The following is a 17,274-nucleotide window of genomic DNA, read 5'->3' on the forward strand; positions in this document are numbered from 1 at the left end:
CGTCAGGCCGAGGCCGGGACGCGGACGATGAGGGCGTCGCCCTGGCCGCCGCCGCCGCACAGTGCGGCCGCGCCGACGCCACCCCCACGACGCTTGAGCTCCAGTGCGAGGTGCAGCGCGAGGCGAGCGCCGGACATCCCGATCGGGTGGCCGAGCGCGATGGCGCCGCCGTTGACGTTGACCTTCTCGAGGTCGAGGCCGAGCTCCTTGGCCGAGGCGAGCCCGACTGCGGCGAAAGCCTCGTTGATCTCGACGAGGTCGAGGTCGGCGGGCGTGATGCCCTCCTTCTCGCAGGCTCGTGCGATGGCCCGGGCCGGCTGCTGCTGGAGCGTCGAGTCGGGGCCGGCGACGACGCCGTGCGCGCCGATCTCGGCGAGCCACGTGAGGCCCAGCTCCTGCGCCTTGGTCTTGCTCATGACCACGACAGCTGCGGCGCCGTCGGAGATCTGCGAGGCCGAGCCGGCGGTGATGGTGCCGTCCTTGCTGAAGGCCGGACGCAGGCCCGCGAGGGACGCGGTGGTCGTGTCCGCGCGGATGCCCTCGTCGCTCTTGAAGTCGATCGGCTCGCCCTTGCGCTGCGGAATCTTGACCGAGACGACCTCGTCGTCGAAGAGGCCGTCCTTCCACGCCTTGGCAGCGAGCTGGTGCGAGCGGGCCGAGAACTCGTCCTGCTGCTCGCGGGTGAACGCCTGGTCGCCGACGTTGGCGGCTTCGGTCAGGGCGCCCATCGCCTGGTCGGTGAAGGCGTCCCACAGGCCGTCGTAGGCCATGTGGTCGCGCATCGTGACGTCGCCGTACTTGTAGCCCTCGCGAGACTTCGTCATCAGGTGGGGCGCGTTGGTCATCGACTCCTGGCCGCCGGCCACGACGATGTCGAACTCGCCGGCGCGGATCAGCTGGTCGGCCATCGCGATCGCGTTGATCCCGGACAGGCAGACCTTGTTGATGGTGATGGACGGGACGGTCATCGGGATGCCGGCCGCGGCAGCCGCCTGGCGAGCCGGGATCTGGCCGGCCCCGGCCTGCAGCACCTGGCCCATGATGACGTACTCGACCTGCTCGGGAGCGACCCCGGCCTTCTCGAGGGCTCCCTTGATGGCGAGGCCACCGAGGTCGGAGCCGGAGAAGTCCTTGAGCGAGCCGAGCAGGCGACCCATGGGGGTGCGCGCTCCGGCGACGATCACGGAGGTGGGACGGTCAACCATGGAGATGCCTCTTCCGACGTCATTTCGGGTGTCCTGTCCACTCTAGTCTCGGCATGCGGGCACCCCTGTCACAGCATGACCAAGCGCACACGGCATACCCGCTCGGTATGCCGTCCTGCCGCCCTAGCGTGGACGCATGAGCGCACTCGCTGGCCCCCTGTTCACCCACATCGACCACGTCGGCATCGCCGTGCCCGACCTGGACGCGGCCATCGCGTTCCACGAGGAGAAGTACGGCATGACCATGCTCCACGAGGAGACGAACGAGGAGCAGGGGGTGCGCGAGGCGATGATGGGCGTCGGCGACTCCGGGTCGTGCATCCAGCTGCTCGCGCCGCTGTCCCCCGAGTCGACGATCGCCAAGTTCCTGGACCGGAACGGGCCGGGCATGCAGCAGATCGCCTACCGGGTCGCCGACATCGATGCGGTGTCACAGACGCTGCGGGACCGTGGCCTGCGGCTGCTCTACGACGCGCCGAGGCGGGGCACGAGCGACAGCCGGGTCAACTTCATCCACCCCAAGGACGCCGGCGGTGTGCTCGTCGAGCTCGTGGAGCCCGCCCCGGCCGGCCACTGAGACGCGCAAGCACCGACTCCGCGCCGGCGCGCACGCCGGTTCGATGTATTACCTCGCGCTATATAGCGAGGTAATACATCGAACCGGGGAGACGTCAGGCGCGCAGCAGGTCCTGCACCGGCACCGCGACCAGCCCGCGCCGGCGCAGCACGTCCAGCAGCGCGGGCAGCGCCTCGACGGAGGGCGTCCGGTCGAGGTCCTGGGCGTTGGGCCCGCTGATCCGGCCGCCGTCGTGGGCCAGGACGACATCCCCGGGCTGAAGGCTCTCGCCCACGGAGCGACCGCCGGTGCGGGCTCCGTCGTGCAGCGCGGACTCGAGGCAGGCGCTCCAGAAGACCGAGCGCTGCCCGAGCTCCCGCGTCCGCTGCGCGACCGTCGCCGAGGTCCAGCCGCGTGGTGGCCGGACGAGGCGGGCCCCAGCAGGGTCGAAGCGCGCCACTGCGTCGTGCCCGGCCTCGAGCTGGTAGGTGATGGCGGCGTCGCCGAGCCGGTCGAGCCAGAGGTGGTCCTGAGTGTGGTTCGAGAGGCGGTGGCCGTCGCTGACGATACGACGCGCGAGGTCCGGGTGCGCCTCGACGTTGCGCCCGACGGCGAAGAACGTCGCTCGGGCCCCGTACGCCGCGAGGACGTCGAGGACCTCGGGAGTGAAGGCAGGGTCGGGGCCGTCGTCGAACGTGAGCCCGACCCAGGGACGGGGTGTGAAGACGCGGACCACGCCTTCCGGGTCGATCTCGTGGCGGACGAGACTGCTGTCGGTCTCGTGCCCCGGACCTCCCGGGTGGAGCGTGGCGTCGACCCTCGGCCAGAGCGCCAGCGCGCACACGCCGAGGCCCCCGAGCAGCGCCGCCCGTCTCGACACGGCCGAACCGGCCTCCCCTGGTGCCACGCGCACAGTGTGCGCTCGGAACCGTAGGAGCGCCTGCGTTTTCGCCCGAGTCGGTCACGCCTCCGGACTCCGACCCTCGTGACCCAGGTCACCTGTGGTGGCCGTCTCAGATGGGTGCCCGCATCCAGCGAGCCTCGCTACGTTCGGATGAGGCCGCGCTGCCGGCCGACCACTCCGTGACGCTGCGAACAAAGGACCTCCACGATGCAGGCCATCCGCGACGCCATCCTCTCCGGCGACCGCTCCCCGGAGACCTACGCCAACCTCGAGATCCCTCGGCACTACCGGGGCGCGACGGTGCACAAGGACGAGGTAGGGATGTTCGAGGGGCTCGCCACGCGCGACAAGGACCCTCGCAAGTCGCTGCACATCGACGACGTGCCCGTGCCCGAGCTCGCCCCCGGAGAGGCGCTCGTCGCCGTCATGGCCAGCGCGATCAACTACAACACGGTCTGGACCTCGATCTTCGAGCCGCTGCCCACCTTCGGCTTCCTCGAGCGCTACGGGCGAACGTCGGAGTACGCCAAGCGGCACGACCTTCCGTACCACGTCGTCGGGTCCGACCTTGCCGGCGTCATCCTGCGAACCGCCCCCGGGGTGACGAAGTGGAAGCCGGGCCAGGAGGTCGTCGCGCACTGTCTGTCGGTCGAGCTCGAGGACGCCGACGGCCACAACGACACGATGCTCGACCCGCAGCAGCGGATCTGGGGCTTCGAGACCAACTTCGGCGGCCTCGCCGAGCTCGCGGTGGTCAAGTCCAACCAGCTCATGCCCAAGCCGGCCCACCTGACGTGGGAGGAGGCGGCGTCCCCGGGCCTGGTCAACTCGACGGCATACCGCCAGCTGATCTCGAAGAACGGCGCCGCGATGAAGCTCGGCGACCGCGTGCTCATCTGGGGCGCCTCCGGTGGCCTGGGCTCGTACGCCACCCAGATGGCGCTCGCCGGCGGGGCGACGCCGATCTGCGTGGTGTCCTCCCCGGAGAAGGCCGAGATCTGCCGCTCGATGGGCGCCGAGCTGATCATCGACCGCAACGCCGAGGGCTACCGGTTCTGGAACGACGAGGACACCGAGCAGAACCCCCGCGAGTGGCAGCGGCTGGGCAAGCGGATCCGTGAGCTGACTGGGGGCTATGACGTCGACATCGTCTTCGAGCACCCCGGCCGAGAGACGTTCGGTGCGAGCGTCTACGTCGCGCGCAAGGGCGGCACCATCGTCACGTGCGCCTCGACGTCGGGGTACCTCCACGAGTACGACAACCGCTATCTCTGGATGAACCTCAAGCGGATCGTGTCCAGCCACTTCGCCAACTACCGCGAGGCGTGGGAGGCCAACGAGCTGATCAACCGAGGGCTGATCCAGCCGACCCTGAGCAAGACGTATGCGATCGAGGAGGTCGGCCAGGCAGCGCTCGACGTCCACCGGAACGCGCACCAGGGCAAGGTGGGAGTGCTCACCCTGTCACCCGAGCCGGGCCTCGGCGTCACCGACGCGGACAAGCGCGCGCGGCTCGAGCCGGCGATCAACCGGTTCCGGAACCAGTAGCGCAGGCGTTCAGCGATAGGCGTTGCCGGGCGGGCGTGCGTCGCGACGCTGCCAGCAGCCGGTGTGCCAGTGCCTGCGGTCGTCGATGCCGCCGACCCCGTCTGCCGGCCACACCACCACGTGCGGCAGGCCCGGCAGGATGTCCTGCTGGCACCCGGGGCACAGGTACGGACGGCTGGCGGACGCGCCCGTCACGGAGCGGACCGTCCAGCTCCGGCCGGCATACGTCTCCTCCCGCGTGCTCCCGCCCTGGATGCGCGTGACGTCGAGGGGCACGTGCGGCCGCGCGCGCTTGCTGGGACGGCGGCGGGACGGCATACGGCCATTCTCCGCAACACACCCGGTAACCGGAAACGCGACCCGGTTGCAACTAGGGGTAGCCGGCGGTTTCCGGGTGTGTTGCGCTGCCGAGGTATGCCGTGTCAGGCGTACGTGCGGAAGCCGCGACCCGTCTTGCGGCCGAGATAGCCGGCGGTGACCAGGTGCTCCAGCAGCGGGGCCGGAGCGTACCCGCGCTCGCGGAACTCGAGGTAGAGCTCTCGTTCGATGGCGAGCGACACGTCGAGACCGACGACGTCCAGCAGCTCGAACGGTCCCATCGGCAGGCCGCATCCGGTCTTCATCGCGGTGTCGATGTCGTCGGCCGTCGAGTAGTTGGCCTCGAGCATCTTCACGGCGTCGTTGAGGTAGGGGAACAGCAGGGCGTTGACGATGAAGCCGGCCCGGTCGCCGCACGTCACCCCGTGCTTGCCCACGGCCGCGCACAGCTGCTGCACCGTCGCCACGACGTCGTCGGCCGTCGACACGGTGTGCACGACCTCCACGAGCCGCATGACCTGTGCCGGGTTGAAGAAGTGCATGCCGATGACGTCCTGGGGCCGCTTCGTCGCCGCGGCGCACTCGACGACGGGCAGCGAGCTCGTCGTCGTCGCGAGGATGGCTCCCGGCCTGCAGATCTCGTCGAGGTTCTCGAAGAGCGCGCGCTTGACGCCGAGGTCCTCGACGACGGCCTCGATGACGAGGTCGACCAGGGCGAGGTCGTCCAGGCGGGTCGTCCCGCGGATGTGCAGGAGGGCCTCGGTACGCTCCGCCTCGGTCGCCTTGCCACGCTGGACGGCCTTCTCGAGGCTGTTCTCGACGGCCGCCCGGACGGCTGCGACCTTCGCCTCGGACCGCGCGACGTAGGTGACGTCGAGGCCGCCTTTGGCCAGCACCTCGACGATGCCGGTGGCCATCGTGCCCGAGCCGACCACGCCGACCGTGCGCACCGGGCGGGTCGCCACCGCGCCGTGCGCGTCCGGCGCGTCGCCGGCCGGCGTCAGCGCGTCCGCCACAACCTGTGAGGATCCGGGCTCGGCATAGGTGTAGAAGCCGCGCCCGCTCTTGCGGCCCTTGAGGCCCGCGGTGACCATCTGCTTGATGATCGGGCTCGGTGCGTGCAGTCGATCGCGTCCCTGCTTGTACATCGTGTCGAGGATCTCGTATGCCGTGTCGAGGCCGATGAGGTCCATGAGCGCGAGCGGGCCCATCGGGTAGCCGCAGCCCAGCTTCATCGCCGCGTCGATGTCCTCGCGCGAGGCGTACTTGCTCTCATACATCGACACCGCGTGGTTGAGGTAGCCGAACAGCAGGGCGTTGGCGATGAAGCCCGCCTTGTCACCGACCACGACCGGCTTCTTGCCGAGCCGCTCGGCCAGCGCCTTGACGTCCTCGAAGGTCTCGTCGCTCGTGATCACGGTCTTGATCACCTCGACGAACTGCAGCACCGGCGCCGGGTTGAAGAAGTGCATGCCGACGACGCGCTTGGGGTTGACCGTCGCAACGGCGATCTCGGTGACCGGCAGGCTCGAGGTGTTGGTGGCGAGGATGGCGTCGTCGGCGACGATCGTGTCGAGCGTCGCGAAGATCTTCTTCTTGAGGTCGAGGTGCTCGGGCACCGCCTCGACGACGAGCTGGCACTCCTTGAGGTCCGCCATGTCGCTGGTGAACCGGACGCGGTCGAACAGCGCCGCCTGGTCCTGCTCGCTCAGCTTGCCGCGTGCGACGGCGCGACCGGTGGAGTGCTCGAGCACCCCTCGTCCCTTCTCGACCGCCTCGTCGGTGATCTCGACGGCAACGACGTCGATGCCGTTGCGCGCGAACACCTCGACGATGCCGGCACCCATGGTGCCGAGTCCGATGACGCCGACCTTGCTGAACTCACGAGCCATGCGTGGAGTCTCCCAGAGCCAGCGGGCCACTCACACCCGGCACCGGGGTGACGCTCCCCACGCGCAGGGTGCGACTAGGGTGGCCCGGTGCGACTCGTCATTGCCCGCTGCAGCGTCGACTACGACGGCCGCCTCACCGCCCATCTGCCGCTGGCGACCCGGCTGCTGGTCGTCAAGGCCGACGGGTCCGTGCTCGTGCACAGCGACGGCGGGTCGTACAAACCGCTCAACTGGATGTCCCCGCCCTGCTCGATGGCCGAGACCGAGCCCGACGAGGAGCAGGCGCACGAGGGTGCCGTCGCGGTGTGGCGCGTTCAGCACGCCAAGTCCGACGACCGGCTGACGGTGCTCATCCACGAGGTCCTGCACGACAGTGCGCACGAGCTCGGCGTCGACCCCGGCCTGGTCAAAGACGGCGTGGAGGCCCACCTGCAGAAGCTCCTCGCAGAGCACATCCACACCCTCGGCGAGGGCTACTCGCTCGTCCGCCGCGAGTACATGACTGCGATCGGTCCGGTCGACATCCTGGCCCGCGACGCCTCGGGCGCGAGCATCGCGGTCGAGATCAAGCGGCGTGGCGAGATCGACGGTGTGGAGCAGCTCACCCGTTACCTCGAGCTGATGAACCGCGACCCGCACCTCACGCCGGTGACCGGCGTCTTCGCCGCCCAGGAGATCAAGCCGCAGGCGCGGACCCTCGCCGAGGACCGCGGCATCCGGTGCGTGGTGCTCGACTACGACGCCCTGCGCGGGCTCGACGACATCGGCTCGCGGCTCTTCTGACCTGTTGCTGGCCCTGCTGCTGACCTACTGCACGCTCCTGCGAGCTACTCGAGGTCGAGCGCCTCGGTGCGCACCCCGTCGGCGTCGACCAGCATGAGCACCGGGTCCGGCTCGTCACCTCCGCGGACGATGACCACGGTCTCGCCCCGGTGACGGTCGACGACCTCCTGCAGGCCCTGTGATGCGTCCGACAGGTCGCCGTGGCCCAGGTGCGCCGGCACACCGAGGTCCTCGGCCAAGGTCTCGGCAGGCCCGGTGTCGGGGACGTCGTCGGCGGCATACACCGCCTGCACCCGCTCGAGGTGGATCGAGGACGCGAGCCACGCCACGTCGCCGAGCCCCGCGGGCGTCAGGACGATGAGCCGGGCCGCACACTGCAGATCGCTCACGCGTCGACTGTATGCCGTCCCGGTCCCCCGGTGGTCAGCTGCGGACGACCTCGAGTGGCGCGAGCCCGCGAGCGGTGCGGATCACACCGACCATCTCCCCCATGATGTCGTTGAGGCCGAAGTCCTTGGGGGTGAAGACCATCGCGACCCCCGCCGCCCGCAGCGCCGCGGCGTCGGACTCGGGGATGATGCCGCCCACGATGACCGGCACGTCGCCGGCCCCGGCCGCCTCGAGTCCGCACAGGACCTCCGGCACGAGCTCCATGTGCGAGCCGCTGAGGATCGAGAGCCCGACGAGGTGGACGTCCTCGGCGACGGCCGCGGCGACGATCTGCTCGGGCGTGAGGCGGATGCCCTGGTAGACGACCTCGAACCCGGCATCGCGAGCGCGGACCGCCACCTGCTCCGCACCGTTGCTGTGGCCGTCGAGCCCAGGCTTGCCGACGAGGATGCGCAGCTTCTCCCCGAGCTCCTCGCTCGTGCGGGCGACCGCCGCGCGGACGTTGGCCAGGGCCCCGCCCGCCTCCGCCGGGGACAGGCCGACGGAGCCGGAGACGCCGGTCGGGGCGCGGTACTCGCCGAACTCTGCACGCAGTGCCTGCGCCCACTCCCCCGTCGTCACGTCGGCTCGGGCGCACTGGAGCGAGGCGGCCATGAGGTTCGCACCTGATGCCGCATCGACCCGGAGCCGCTCGAGGGCAACGGCCGCCTGCGCCTTGCGGCCGGGATCGGCGTCCCGGCCCTCACGCCACGCGCGGACAGCCCCGGCCGCCGCCTGCTCGACCGACGGGTCGACGGTCTGGATCGCGGTGTCGAGGTCAGCCGTGAGCGGGTTGGGCTCGGTCGTCTCGAACCGGTTGAGGCCGACGATGACGTCCGCACCCGCCTCGATGCGCCGCCTGCGCTCGGCATGGGAGGCCACGAGCGCGGACTTCATGTAGCCCGACTCGACCGCGGCAACCGCACCGCCCATCGCGTCGATCCGTGCGATCTCGGCCGTGGCGCCGGCGACCAGCTGGGCGACCTTGGCCTCGACGACCACCGACCCGGTGAACAGGTCGTCGTACTCGAGCAGGTCGGACTCGAAGGCGAGCACCTGCTGCATCCGCAGCGACCACTGCTGGTCCCAGGGCCGCGGCAGGCCCAGCGCCTCGTTCCAGGCGGGCAGCTGGATGGCGCGGGCCCGCGCGTCCTTGCTCAGGGTCACCGCGAGCATCTCGAGCACGATGCGCTGGACGTTGTTCTCGGGCTGTGCCTCGGTGAGGCCGAGGCTGTTGACCTGGACGCCGTACCTGAACCGGCGTGCCTTCGCGTCCGTCACGCCGTAACGCTCGCGCGTCAGCTCGTCCCAGATCTCGACGAAGGCGCGCATCTTGCACATCTCCTCGACGAACCGCACGCCCGCGTTGACGAAGAACGAGATGCGGGCCACAACATCGGCGAACTCGCCCGTGGGCACCTGGCCCGAGTCCCGCACGGCGTCGAGGACAGCGATCGCGGTCGACATGGAGAACGCGATCTCCTGGACGGGCGTCGCCCCGGCCTCCTGGAGGTGGTAGCTGCAGATGTTGATCGGGTTCCACCTGGGGATCTCGCGCACCGTGTAGGCGACCATGTCGGTGATCAGCCGCAGTGACGGGCCGGGCGGGAAGACGTACGTCCCTCGGGAGAGGTACTCCTTGATGATGTCGTTCTGCGTCGTGCCGGAGAGCTCGTGCACCCACGCGGCCGGGTCCTGGCCTGCCGCGCGCGCCTGACGCTCGGCCGTGACCTGGTACAGCGCGAGCAGCCACATCGCCGTGGCGTTGATCGTCATCGACGTGTTCATCTCGCGGAGCGGGATCGCCTCGAAGAGCGCCTCCATGTCGCCGATGTGGCTGATCGGGACGCCGACCTTGCCGACCTCACCCCGAGCGAGCGGGTGGTCGGGGTCGTACCCGGTCTGGGTCGGCAGGTCGAACGCCACCGACAGTCCGGTCTGGCCCTTGGCGAGGTTGCGGCGGTAGAGCGCGTTGCTCGCCGACGCACTCGAGTGACCCGCGTAGGTCCGCATGACCCAGGGCCGGTCCGGCGCGCGCACCGGCGGCACGTCGCTGTCGGACGCGGGCGGCGCAGTCTCCGTCGAAGGCATGGCTCGACGGTAGCGCCGACCCCTGGCGCTGGGGAGCGGCTCAGGCGGTGAGAGGCGCCACAGTGGCGACCGGGTGGCGCGGGGCCAGGATCCGGTCGAGCCGGCACCCACGCAGCAGACGCGTCGTCCGCGGGCTCGCGTCGACGAGCGTCAGGCGCCGGTCCGCACGGGTGGCCCGGCGGTGCAGGTGCACGATGACCCCGAGCCCCGTGGCGTCGCCGATCTCGGCGTCGCTCAGGTGCAGGCGGATCTCGCCAGGACCGCGCAGAATCACGGCATGGATGGCGTCGCGTATGTCAGGAACAGTATGGAAATCGAGGCGACCCTCGATGATGACGTCGTGCCCATCGGGCGCATCAACAACTCTCACCGGACCCCTTCGGTGGGTGTTCAGCGTCATGGTGACCCCTTCCAACGCTGTGCCGTCACTCATGATGACGCCTGTTTGTCCAAAAACGTTGCCCCTCGGAGTCAAGAAAAGGTCAAGAAAATACGAATCAACGCTGAAAAGTTGCCTCGAACGCACTGACAGAACCCCGAGGGGGTATGCCGTCCGCTTCGCGTGCTGCCGGCCGACCCTCGGAGCGGGTCCTAGAGCGCTACTCGTAGGGCGCGTCGTCGGGCTCGCGCGTGACCTGCGCACCCAGGTCGCGCAGCGCCTGCTCGAAGCGCGGGTAGCCGCGGTCGATGTGATGGACGCCGCTGACCAGGGTGTCGCCCTCCGCCACGAGACCGGCGATGACGAGCGCCGCTCCAGAGCGGATGTCACTGCTCTCGACGGGCGCGCCCGAGAGCAGCGGGACGCCGTGCGTCATGACGTGGTGGCCATCGATCGTGGCCTCGGCCCCGAGCCGGGCCAGCTCCTGCACCGTGCGGAACCGCGCCTCGAAGAGGTTCTCGGTGACCATGGCCGACCCGTCGGCGACGGCGTTGTAGGTCAGCGCGAACGGCTGGAGGTCGGTCGGGAAGCCCGGATAGGGAAGCGTCGCCACGTCGAAGGCCCGGGGTCGGACAGCACTGGTCGCGACCCGGAACCCTCGCTCGGTGACCTCGACAGTGCAGCCGGCCTCCTGCAGGGCGCCGAGCGGCGCACGCAGGTGCTCGGCGACCCCGCCGACGACCTCGACGTCCCCGCGCGTGGTCGCCGCCGCGAACGCCCAGGTCCCCGCCGCGATCCGGTCGGACACGACAGCATGCGTCGTCGGCCCCAGGGCGTCCACGCCCTGGACCGTGATGCGTGACGTGCCCGCGCCCTCGACCCGCGCCCCCATCGAGACGAGCATCGTCGCGATGTCGACGATCTCGGGCTCCTTCGCCGCGTTGTCGATCGTCGTCGTGCCTCGCGCGAGCACCGAGGCCGTGAGGACGTTCTCGGTCGCGCCGACGCTGGGGAAGTCGAGCCGGATGTCGGCACCGTGCAGACCGTTTCGGGCCGTGGCGACGAGATAGCCGTGGGTCACATGGACCTCGGCCCCGAGCGCCTCGAGTCCCGCGGCATGTAGATCGAGACCCCGCGAGCCGATCGCGTCGCCACCGGGCACCGCAACGTCCGCCTCGCCCACCCGGGCGACCAGCGGGCCGAGCACGGAGATCGACGCGCGCAGGGCCCGGACGAGCTCGTAGTCGGCGCGGTGGCCAAGTGCCTGTGGCACATCGAGGACGACGGAGCCTGCAGCCGGGTCGTGCACGACGTCGACGCCGAGCCGGCGCAGCAGCTCGGCCATGATCGTCACGTCGGCGATCGCCGGAACGTTGGTCAGCGTGGTGCGACCACGGGCGAGCAGCGCGACCGCCATCAGCTTGAGGGCGCTGTTCTTGGCGCCCACCACGGACACCTCGCCCACCAGTCGCGCGCCACCGACGACACGGAATCGCTCTCTCACCCACTGCACCCTAGCTGCGGTTCGGCGCGCGTCACGCCTGGACCGACGAGCGAAGCGAACGGGTCGAGGGTTCGGCGCGCGTCACGCCTGGACTGACGAGCGATGCGAGCGCCAGCGAGCGAGTCGAGGAGGGAAGGCGTGACGTGAAGGCGCGCCGAACACGGGCGAGCGGAGCGAGCCCAGACAATAGGGAAGGCGTGACGTCGAGGCGCGCCGAACCCGGGCGAGCGGAGCGAGCCCAGACCAGTCTGAGAGAGTGGGCGCATGGTCAACCTCACGCGCATCTACACGCGCACCGGCGACGACGGCACGACGAGCCTGGGCGACTTCTCCCGCACGACCAAGAACGACACGCGCCTGCACGCGTACGCCGACACCAACGAGGCGAACGCCGCGATCGGGATCGCCATCGCCGGCGGGGGCCTCTCGGACGGGGTGAAGGCGACGCTCCAGCGCGTGCAGAACGAGCTCTTCGACGTCGGAGCCGACCTGTCCACGCCGCTGCGCGAGGAGTACGACTACCCGCCGCTGCGCGTGGAGCAGCCGTGGGTGGATGACCTCGAGAGCGACTGCGACCACTACCTCGCGCAGGTCGAGAAGCTGCGGTCGTTCATCCTCCCGGGAGGCACACCCGGAGCGGCATACCTCCACCTGGCCACGACGGTCACCCGGCGCGCGGAGCGGTCCGCGTGGGCCGCGATCGAGGCGCACGGCGACCAGCCGGGGGTGGCCGGTTCAGCCAAGGGCGTCGGTGGGGTCAACGTCCTCACGGCCAAGTACCTCAACCGCCTGTCCGACCTGCTCTTCATCCTCGCGCGGATCGCGAACAAGCCGATCGGGGGCGACATCCTCTGGCAGCCCGGCGGCGGTCGGGTCGAGAAGCCCTCGCGCGAGACGAGAGGCTAGTCACGCGACGTTGACGTTGTACCCGGGCGGGGCCGCCTCCTGCCAGGAGCGCAAGGCGGTGTAGTCCGGCCCCTGGAGCGCGAGCTCGAACTCGCGGGTGCCGTCGCTGCACGTGACCAGGCTCGCGTCGGGAAGCAGCGGGAGGGTCTCGTGCGCGGCGAGCGGCTTGGGTGCGTCGAGCAGGAGCCGCTGGCGCTGCCAGCGGTGCTTCGGGCGCAGGGAGACGCCCCCGAGTGTGTACCACTCGAGGGCGTTGTCACCGAGGCGGATCAAGCCGAGCCGCCAGCGGGCACCGGCGCGGCGCCGGAAGCCACACAGCGTCAGGGGGAGTCCACCGGCGATGTAGCGACGTCGCAGGTAGGTCGTCGCGAGCACGACGACCGCAATGACCAGGAGCGTGCCGATCACGATCTCGGTGGAGACGAGAACGGACGGCACGCTTTCGACCTCAGATGTTCGTCGTCTGCAGTGATGAGGCGTCGACGTGCTCGGCGACGATGGTCACGACGTCGGAGTCGACCGACAAGAACCCACCGTCGACCATCACGGTGCTGCGCCCGCCCTCGAGGGACTCGATGGCCACCTCGCCCTCGACGAGAATCCCGAGCAGTGGTGCATGTCCGGGCAGGATGCCGAGCTCACCCGAGATGGAGCGGGCCCGAACGAACTTGGCCTCGCCCTCCCAGACCTTGCGGTCGGCGGCGACCATCTCAACCTTGAGTGAACTCACGTTTCCTCCAGTCGTGGGCGTGTGCCGGTCAGTTTAGTGCCTCTGCAAGGATGCTCCGTACGCGAGGTGGCCCCGGCCACCTTCGTGCTGTCCGAACATCATTCGTCAGTCCTCCCCTCCTGACCCTTCCCCGAGGAGCCATGCACATGAGCACTGCTGTGTCCGACGCCCTGCTCGAGCCGACCCGTCGCCCGGCCGCTGTCAACGCCCTGACCGGCGTCATCGACGCCGAGGTCTCCGACAAGTCCGGCCTCGGCGGAGCCGCCGTCAAGGCCGGCTACGCAGCCGCGAAGAAGCTCGGCGGCGACTTCGTGTCGAGCGCGACCGACCGCCTCCTGCCCCAGTTCGCCACGGCCCTCGACCCGTTCTGGGCCACCAAGGGCGACCAGAGCTTCGGCGCCTACCTGGCATCGCAGCCCGACGTTGTCGCTGACGCGCTGCTCGCCGTGACCGACACGAAGGCCGCCAACACCTCGCACGGGGCCGCGGCCAAGGTCTACGGCACGCTGCGCGGCAAGGCCAAGGACCACGTCGTGGCGGCACTCCCCCGCCTTGGCGACGCCGTCGAGGGCCTCGTCGCCTGACCGCTTGACCACGCATCACCGTGCCGACTGGGGCCGGGGCCGAGCGGCCCCGGCCCCAGTCGCGGTACCGGTCGCCAGCGCTCAGTCGTCGCCCTGCTCGCGCGGCCGGTCCTTGGCCAGTCGCGGCAGCTCGGGTGAGAACTCGCTGCCGAGATCGGCGATCGCCTGGCGCGCGAACACCTGTTGCTCGGTCACCACCCGCTCGGACCGCCCGCGACCGACGAACGTCACGACCCAGTGGAGCAACGTCGTCACGCGGTGCTTGAAGCCGATGATGTAGACCAGGTGCACGGCCAGCCACAGGATCCAGGCGAAGAACCCGCTGAACTGAGCCTTGCCCACGGACGCGACGGCCGAGAATCGCGAGATCGTGGCCATCGAGCCCTTATCGACGTACTCGAAGGGGCCCTTGGCAGCCTTGCCCTCCAGGCGGCGGGTGATCTGCTCCGCGGCATACCGGCCACCCTGGATCGCGACCTGGGCGACGCCGGGAAGGTGGTCCAGCGCCATCATGTCGCCGACGACGAAGACCTCGGGATGGCCTGGCAGCGTGAGGTCGTTGTTGACCTGGATGCGACCCGCGCGGTCGAGGGTGGCGCCCGACTGCTCCGCGAGCTGCTGCCCGAGGGGCGAGGCGCTGACGCCGGCGGCCCAGACCTTGCAGACCGACTCGATGCGCTCGCGGCTGCCGTCAGAGTGCTCGACCTCGATGCCCGTCGAGTCGACGTCCACGACCTTGGCGCCGAGCCGGACCTCCACGCCCATCGTGGTGAGTCGCTTGACCGCGCGGTCACCGAGCTTCTCGCCGAACGAGCCGAGCACCGCCGGGGCCGCGTCGAGCAGGATGACGCGGGCCTTGGACGGGTCGATCCGCCGGAAGTCGCGACGCAGCGTGCGGTTGGCGAGCTCGGCGATCTGGCCGGCCATCTCGACGCCGGTCGCGCCGGCGCCGACGACGACGAAGGTCATCAGGCGCTCGATCTCCGCCGGCGTCGAGGCCAGCTCGGCCAGCTCGAACGAGCCGAAGATCCGGCCGCGGAGCTCCAGCGCGTCGTCGATCGACTTCATGCCCGGCGCGTGCCGGGAGAACTCGTCATGGCCGAAGTAGGACTGGCCCGCCCCGGCGGCGACGATGAGCGAGTCGTAGGGCGTCACGGTCTCGCGGCCGACGACATGGTGGGTCACGGTGCGTGCGGCCAGGTCGATCTGGGTCACCTCGCCGAGGAGCACCTTGGCGTTCGACTGGCGTCGCAGCACCTCCCGGGTCGCCGGCGCGATCTCGCCCTCGGACAGGATGCCGGTCGCAACCTGGTAGAGCAGCGGCTGGAACAGGTGGTGCGTCGTGCGGGCGATGAGCGTCACGTCGACGTCCGCTCGCTTCAGCTTCTGCGTGCTGAACAGGCCGCCGAAGCCGGATCCGATGACGACGACGCGGTGGCGCTGCCGCTGCTCCTCGGGGGGCGCAGCGGGCGCGGCGGGCGCGGTGGCAGCGGGGTGTTGGCGGGCCTGCGGGGTGGACGGGCTCACGATTCTCCTTGTCCTCGTGTGATGGTCCGGTGAGTTGCGGTCGGGCTGGTCGGCGATGACGCGGCTCCCACTGGCGTCAACAACGAGCAGCTCGTGGCCATGCCCCCGGTGCCGTCACAGTCGTCTCAGTCGCGTCCTTGCGCTGTCCTTCGGTCGTCCTTTCGGTCGTCCTTTCGGTCGTCCTTCGGTCCTCCTCGGTAGTCGGCGATCAGGCGCCACGCTGCAGCACGACGATGTCGTCCGTCTGGGACACGGGCCGGTAGTTGGCGGTGATCCAGTCACGCAACGGGTCGCGCTGGTGCTTGCCCCGGTTGCGGCCGAACTTCTCCCAGGACTCGCGATCGGCCACGACGCACTCGGGCACGCGGCCCCTCCGGTCGAACCACCGCATCACCGGCTTGCTCGACGAGCCGGCCACCGTCCAGATGATCGGGGTGTCGAAGCGGACGTCCTGCAGCAGGAAGGCGCTGGGGAACAGATAGGCCAGCATGCCGTCCCCTGGCGCCGCGCAGCGCTCGACAGCCGCCGCGTCCTGCAGCGCCGAGTCCAGCCGCGACTCGGTCGTCACCAGGCCGGCATACGACCCGCTCGGGACGGTCGCCGCGAGGTCGCCGAGAGGGGCGTCGCGGTAGCTGTTGAGCGCGTGGGCAGTCCCCAGGGCTGCGACGAGCGCGGCGGCGACCACCGCCTTCGCCACCCTCCCGCCGGCCTCGACCCAGATCAGAGCGGCGAGGACCGAGACGAAGAGGCTGGGCGCGAGGACCGCGGCGCTCGCACCCCATGCCGGCGCCCCGGAGGTGAACGCGGCGATGAAGGGCACCCCGACGTACGACGCGAGACCGATGAGCACCAGCCGCATCAGGGGCGAGCCGCGGCGCACCGCGCAGACCACGGTCACCGGCAGCAGCACGACGACAAGTACCAGCCCGAGCACCGAGGAGTACCAGCCGTACACCGTGTAGCTCGGCGTCGTCGCCCCCTGCCGCAGCGCGAGTATGCCGGTCGCGACGACCGCGCCGGCGAGCAGGACCGCTCTGATGCGGCGCAGCGGCGGCACTGCGGCGAGCACGGCCAGGACAAGGGCGGCATAGAACCAGCCAGAGGGCAGGGCGGTGCGATAGAAGAGGACGAAGTTGGCCAGTCTGCCGCTGAGCGAGGTGCGCGACGACTGGTAGAGCTCGGTGTAGCTCAACGTGTTCGTGATCGACGACCAGCCCCAGAAGAAGAGGGCGAGAGCCGCCACGACCGCGGCCACTGTGGCGGCCCCCACCAGCACGCCGACGAGCCCCCGGCCTCGCGCCTGGACGAGCACGACGAGCAGCAGCGCGACTGCCGCGGGCGCACTGACGGGATGGCTCAGCGCACCCAGGGCGACCGCAGCACCAGCCACCACGCCCCAGGCGAGCGACCGTCGGGTGACCGCGGCCGTGCTGGCACACGCGGCGACGAGGTACATCAGCGCCGGTGTCGTGTTGTACGACACGACCTGCTGGTTGTATGCCGCTGGGATGAGTGCGACACCCAGCGCCGCGGCCGTTGTGCCCCGACCGAACAGCGGCGACACAGCGCGCCAGGCGACGAGGCCGCACAGGGCGGAGAAGACGATGTACCAGATCCGCGAGGCCAGGACGATGCCGTCCAGCCCGACGACATGGACCCAGGCCCAGACGAAGGGCACCGCCGGCCACGACCCGAGGACCTGCAGGTTCATCTCGTCGCGGAAGGGCAGATCTCCCTGGGCCATCCGCATGGCGAGCTCGACGGCGTGTGCGCTGTCACCGAAGTCGACGCCGTAACGGGCACGCAGGATGGCGGCGATGCCGAGCACCAACGCGAAGGCCGGTGCCCATACACGAGAAGCGGGGAGGCGCCACCGGGCGCCTCCCCGCCATCGGGTGGCTGTTGACATCACGAAGCC

At 70.2% G+C, this 17,274-nt stretch carries 18 protein-coding genes; 6 read left to right on the forward strand and 12 right to left on the reverse strand.

The genetic code is table 11. The features are described from left to right. Positions 1 to 2: 2 nt before the first annotated feature. Positions 3 to 1,205: an acetyl-CoA C-acetyltransferase gene (locus ACYVLP_RS25295; RefSeq protein ID WP_460630048.1), complete on the reverse strand. Its 1,203-nt coding sequence runs from the start codon at positions 1,203 to 1,205 to the stop codon at positions 3 to 5. Positions 1,206 to 1,341: 136 nt separating this feature from the next. On the opposite strand from ACYVLP_RS25295, the gene mce reads away from it, so the two are divergent. Next, the gene (gene mce, locus ACYVLP_RS25300; protein ID WP_460630049.1) at positions 1,342 to 1,782 is read left to right on the forward strand and encodes a methylmalonyl-CoA epimerase; all 441 of its coding nucleotides are present in this window, start codon (positions 1,342 to 1,344) and stop codon (positions 1,780 to 1,782) included. A gap of 94 nt (positions 1,783 to 1,876) precedes the next feature. Here mce and ACYVLP_RS25305 read toward each other — a convergent pair whose 3' ends face one another. Continuing rightward, a complete protein-coding gene (locus tag ACYVLP_RS25305) occupies positions 1,877 to 2,668 on the reverse strand; it encodes a polysaccharide deacetylase family protein (RefSeq protein WP_460630050.1) in 792 nt (263 codons plus the stop codon). A 204-nt stretch (positions 2,669 to 2,872) separates the two neighbouring features. Here ACYVLP_RS25305 and ccrA point away from each other — a divergent pair, with 204 nt between their 5' ends. After that, positions 2,873 to 4,213: a crotonyl-CoA carboxylase/reductase gene (ccrA, locus tag ACYVLP_RS25310; RefSeq protein WP_460630051.1), complete on the forward strand. Its 1,341-nt coding sequence runs from the start codon at positions 2,873 to 2,875 to the stop codon at positions 4,211 to 4,213. Between the two features lie 9 nt (positions 4,214 to 4,222). On the opposite strand, the gene ACYVLP_RS25315 is transcribed toward ccrA, so the two are convergent. After that, the gene (locus ACYVLP_RS25315; RefSeq protein ID WP_460630052.1) at positions 4,223 to 4,531 is read right to left on the reverse strand and encodes a hypothetical protein; all 309 of its coding nucleotides are present in this window, start codon (positions 4,529 to 4,531) and stop codon (positions 4,223 to 4,225) included. 104 nt (positions 4,532 to 4,635) lie between these two features. After that, complete coding sequence (locus ACYVLP_RS25320) at positions 4,636 to 6,423, reverse strand: 3-hydroxyacyl-CoA dehydrogenase family protein (protein WP_460630053.1); 1,788 nt, start codon at positions 6,421 to 6,423, stop codon at positions 4,636 to 4,638. 87 nt (positions 6,424 to 6,510) lie between these two features. Here ACYVLP_RS25320 and nucS point away from each other — a divergent pair, with 87 nt between their 5' ends. Further along, positions 6,511 to 7,206 (forward strand): endonuclease NucS, encoded by a 696-nt coding sequence (nucS, locus tag ACYVLP_RS25325; protein ID WP_460630054.1) that lies wholly within the window; start codon positions 6,511 to 6,513, stop codon positions 7,204 to 7,206. Between the two features lie 44 nt (positions 7,207 to 7,250). On the opposite strand, the gene ACYVLP_RS25330 is transcribed toward nucS, so the two are convergent. The 3 genes from ACYVLP_RS25330 to ACYVLP_RS25340 all read right to left on the reverse strand — a co-directional run bounded on the left by ACYVLP_RS25330 (position 7,251) and on the right by ACYVLP_RS25340 (position 10,000). After that, positions 7,251 to 7,595 carry a hypothetical protein gene (locus tag ACYVLP_RS25330; protein WP_460630055.1) on the reverse strand — a complete coding sequence of 115 codons (345 nt, stop codon included), beginning with the start codon at positions 7,593 to 7,595 and terminating at the stop codon, positions 7,251 to 7,253. A 34-nt stretch (positions 7,596 to 7,629) separates the two neighbouring features. Then, positions 7,630 to 9,648, reverse strand: a complete 2,019-nt coding sequence (locus ACYVLP_RS25335; protein WP_460630364.1) for a protein meaA — start codon at positions 9,646 to 9,648, stop codon at positions 7,630 to 7,632. A gap of 118 nt (positions 9,649 to 9,766) precedes the next feature. Then, complete coding sequence (locus ACYVLP_RS25340; protein WP_460630056.1) at positions 9,767 to 10,000, reverse strand: STAS domain-containing protein; 234 nt, start codon at positions 9,998 to 10,000, stop codon at positions 9,767 to 9,769. Between the two features lie 3 nt (positions 10,001 to 10,003). Between ACYVLP_RS25340 and ACYVLP_RS25345 the strand changes: the two genes are divergently transcribed. After that, entirely contained in the window at positions 10,004 to 10,255 is a 252-nt protein-coding gene (locus tag ACYVLP_RS25345; RefSeq protein WP_460630057.1) for a hypothetical protein, read from the forward strand. Positions 10,256 to 10,325: 70 nt separating this feature from the next. On the opposite strand, the gene murA is transcribed toward ACYVLP_RS25345, so the two are convergent. Next, positions 10,326 to 11,609 (reverse strand): UDP-N-acetylglucosamine 1-carboxyvinyltransferase, encoded by a 1,284-nt coding sequence (murA, locus tag ACYVLP_RS25350; protein ID WP_460630058.1) that lies wholly within the window; start codon positions 11,607 to 11,609, stop codon positions 10,326 to 10,328. A 264-nt stretch (positions 11,610 to 11,873) separates the two neighbouring features. Between murA and ACYVLP_RS25355 the strand changes: the two genes are divergently transcribed. After that, entirely contained in the window at positions 11,874 to 12,515 is a 642-nt protein-coding gene (locus tag ACYVLP_RS25355; protein ID WP_460630059.1) for a cob(I)yrinic acid a,c-diamide adenosyltransferase, read from the forward strand. Here the strand turns inward: ACYVLP_RS25355 and ACYVLP_RS25360 are convergent, their stop codons facing one another. Next, a complete protein-coding gene (locus ACYVLP_RS25360) occupies positions 12,516 to 12,953 on the reverse strand; it encodes a DUF2550 domain-containing protein (protein ID WP_460630060.1) in 438 nt (145 codons plus the stop codon). It abuts the gene before it with no gap. 10 nt (positions 12,954 to 12,963) lie between these two features. After that, positions 12,964 to 13,245: a F0F1 ATP synthase subunit epsilon gene (locus ACYVLP_RS25365; protein WP_460630061.1), complete on the reverse strand. Its 282-nt coding sequence runs from the start codon at positions 13,243 to 13,245 to the stop codon at positions 12,964 to 12,966. Positions 13,246 to 13,391: 146 nt separating this feature from the next. Between ACYVLP_RS25365 and ACYVLP_RS25370 the strand changes: the two genes are divergently transcribed. Next, complete coding sequence (locus ACYVLP_RS25370) at positions 13,392 to 13,829, forward strand: DUF6918 family protein (RefSeq protein ID WP_460630062.1); 438 nt, start codon at positions 13,392 to 13,394, stop codon at positions 13,827 to 13,829. Between the two features lie 81 nt (positions 13,830 to 13,910). Here ACYVLP_RS25370 and ACYVLP_RS25375 read toward each other — a convergent pair whose 3' ends face one another. Both ACYVLP_RS25375 and ACYVLP_RS25380 read right to left on the reverse strand, forming a co-directional pair. Continuing rightward, a complete protein-coding gene (locus ACYVLP_RS25375; RefSeq protein ID WP_460630365.1) occupies positions 13,911 to 15,251 on the reverse strand; it encodes an NAD(P)/FAD-dependent oxidoreductase in 1,341 nt (446 codons plus the stop codon). A gap of 313 nt (positions 15,252 to 15,564) precedes the next feature. Next, positions 15,565 to 17,265: a hypothetical protein gene (locus tag ACYVLP_RS25380; protein ID WP_460630063.1), complete on the reverse strand. Its 1,701-nt coding sequence runs from the start codon at positions 17,263 to 17,265 to the stop codon at positions 15,565 to 15,567. Positions 17,266 to 17,274: the final 9 nt, after the last annotated feature.

It is taken from the genome of Intrasporangium mesophilum (assembly GCF_054783095.1).

Coding starts and splice junctions, on each gene's coding strand:
- ACYVLP_RS25295 (WP_460630048.1), bottom strand. CDS start 1,205: ATGGTTGACCGTCCCACCTCCGTGATCGTCGCCGGAGCGCGCACCCCC.
- mce (WP_460630049.1), top strand. CDS start 1,342: ATGAGCGCACTCGCTGGCCCCCTGTTCACCCACATCGACCACGTCGGC.
- ccrA (WP_460630051.1), top strand. CDS start 2,873: ATGCAGGCCATCCGCGACGCCATCCTCTCCGGCGACCGCTCCCCGGAG.
- ACYVLP_RS25315 (WP_460630052.1), bottom strand. CDS start 4,531: ATGCCGTCCCGCCGCCGTCCCAGCAAGCGCGCGCGGCCGCACGTGCCC.
- ACYVLP_RS25320 (WP_460630053.1), bottom strand. CDS start 6,423: ATGGCTCGTGAGTTCAGCAAGGTCGGCGTCATCGGACTCGGCACCATG.
- ACYVLP_RS25335 (WP_460630364.1), bottom strand. CDS start 9,648: ATGCGGACCTACGCGGGTCACTCGAGTGCGTCGGCGAGCAACGCGCTC.
- ACYVLP_RS25345 (WP_460630057.1), top strand. CDS start 10,004: ATGGATGGCGTCGCGTATGTCAGGAACAGTATGGAAATCGAGGCGACC.
- ACYVLP_RS25355 (WP_460630059.1), top strand. CDS start 11,874: ATGGTCAACCTCACGCGCATCTACACGCGCACCGGCGACGACGGCACG.
- ACYVLP_RS25370 (WP_460630062.1), top strand. CDS start 13,392: ATGAGCACTGCTGTGTCCGACGCCCTGCTCGAGCCGACCCGTCGCCCG.
- ACYVLP_RS25380 (WP_460630063.1), bottom strand. CDS start 17,265: ATGTCAACAGCCACCCGATGGCGGGGAGGCGCCCGGTGGCGCCTCCCC.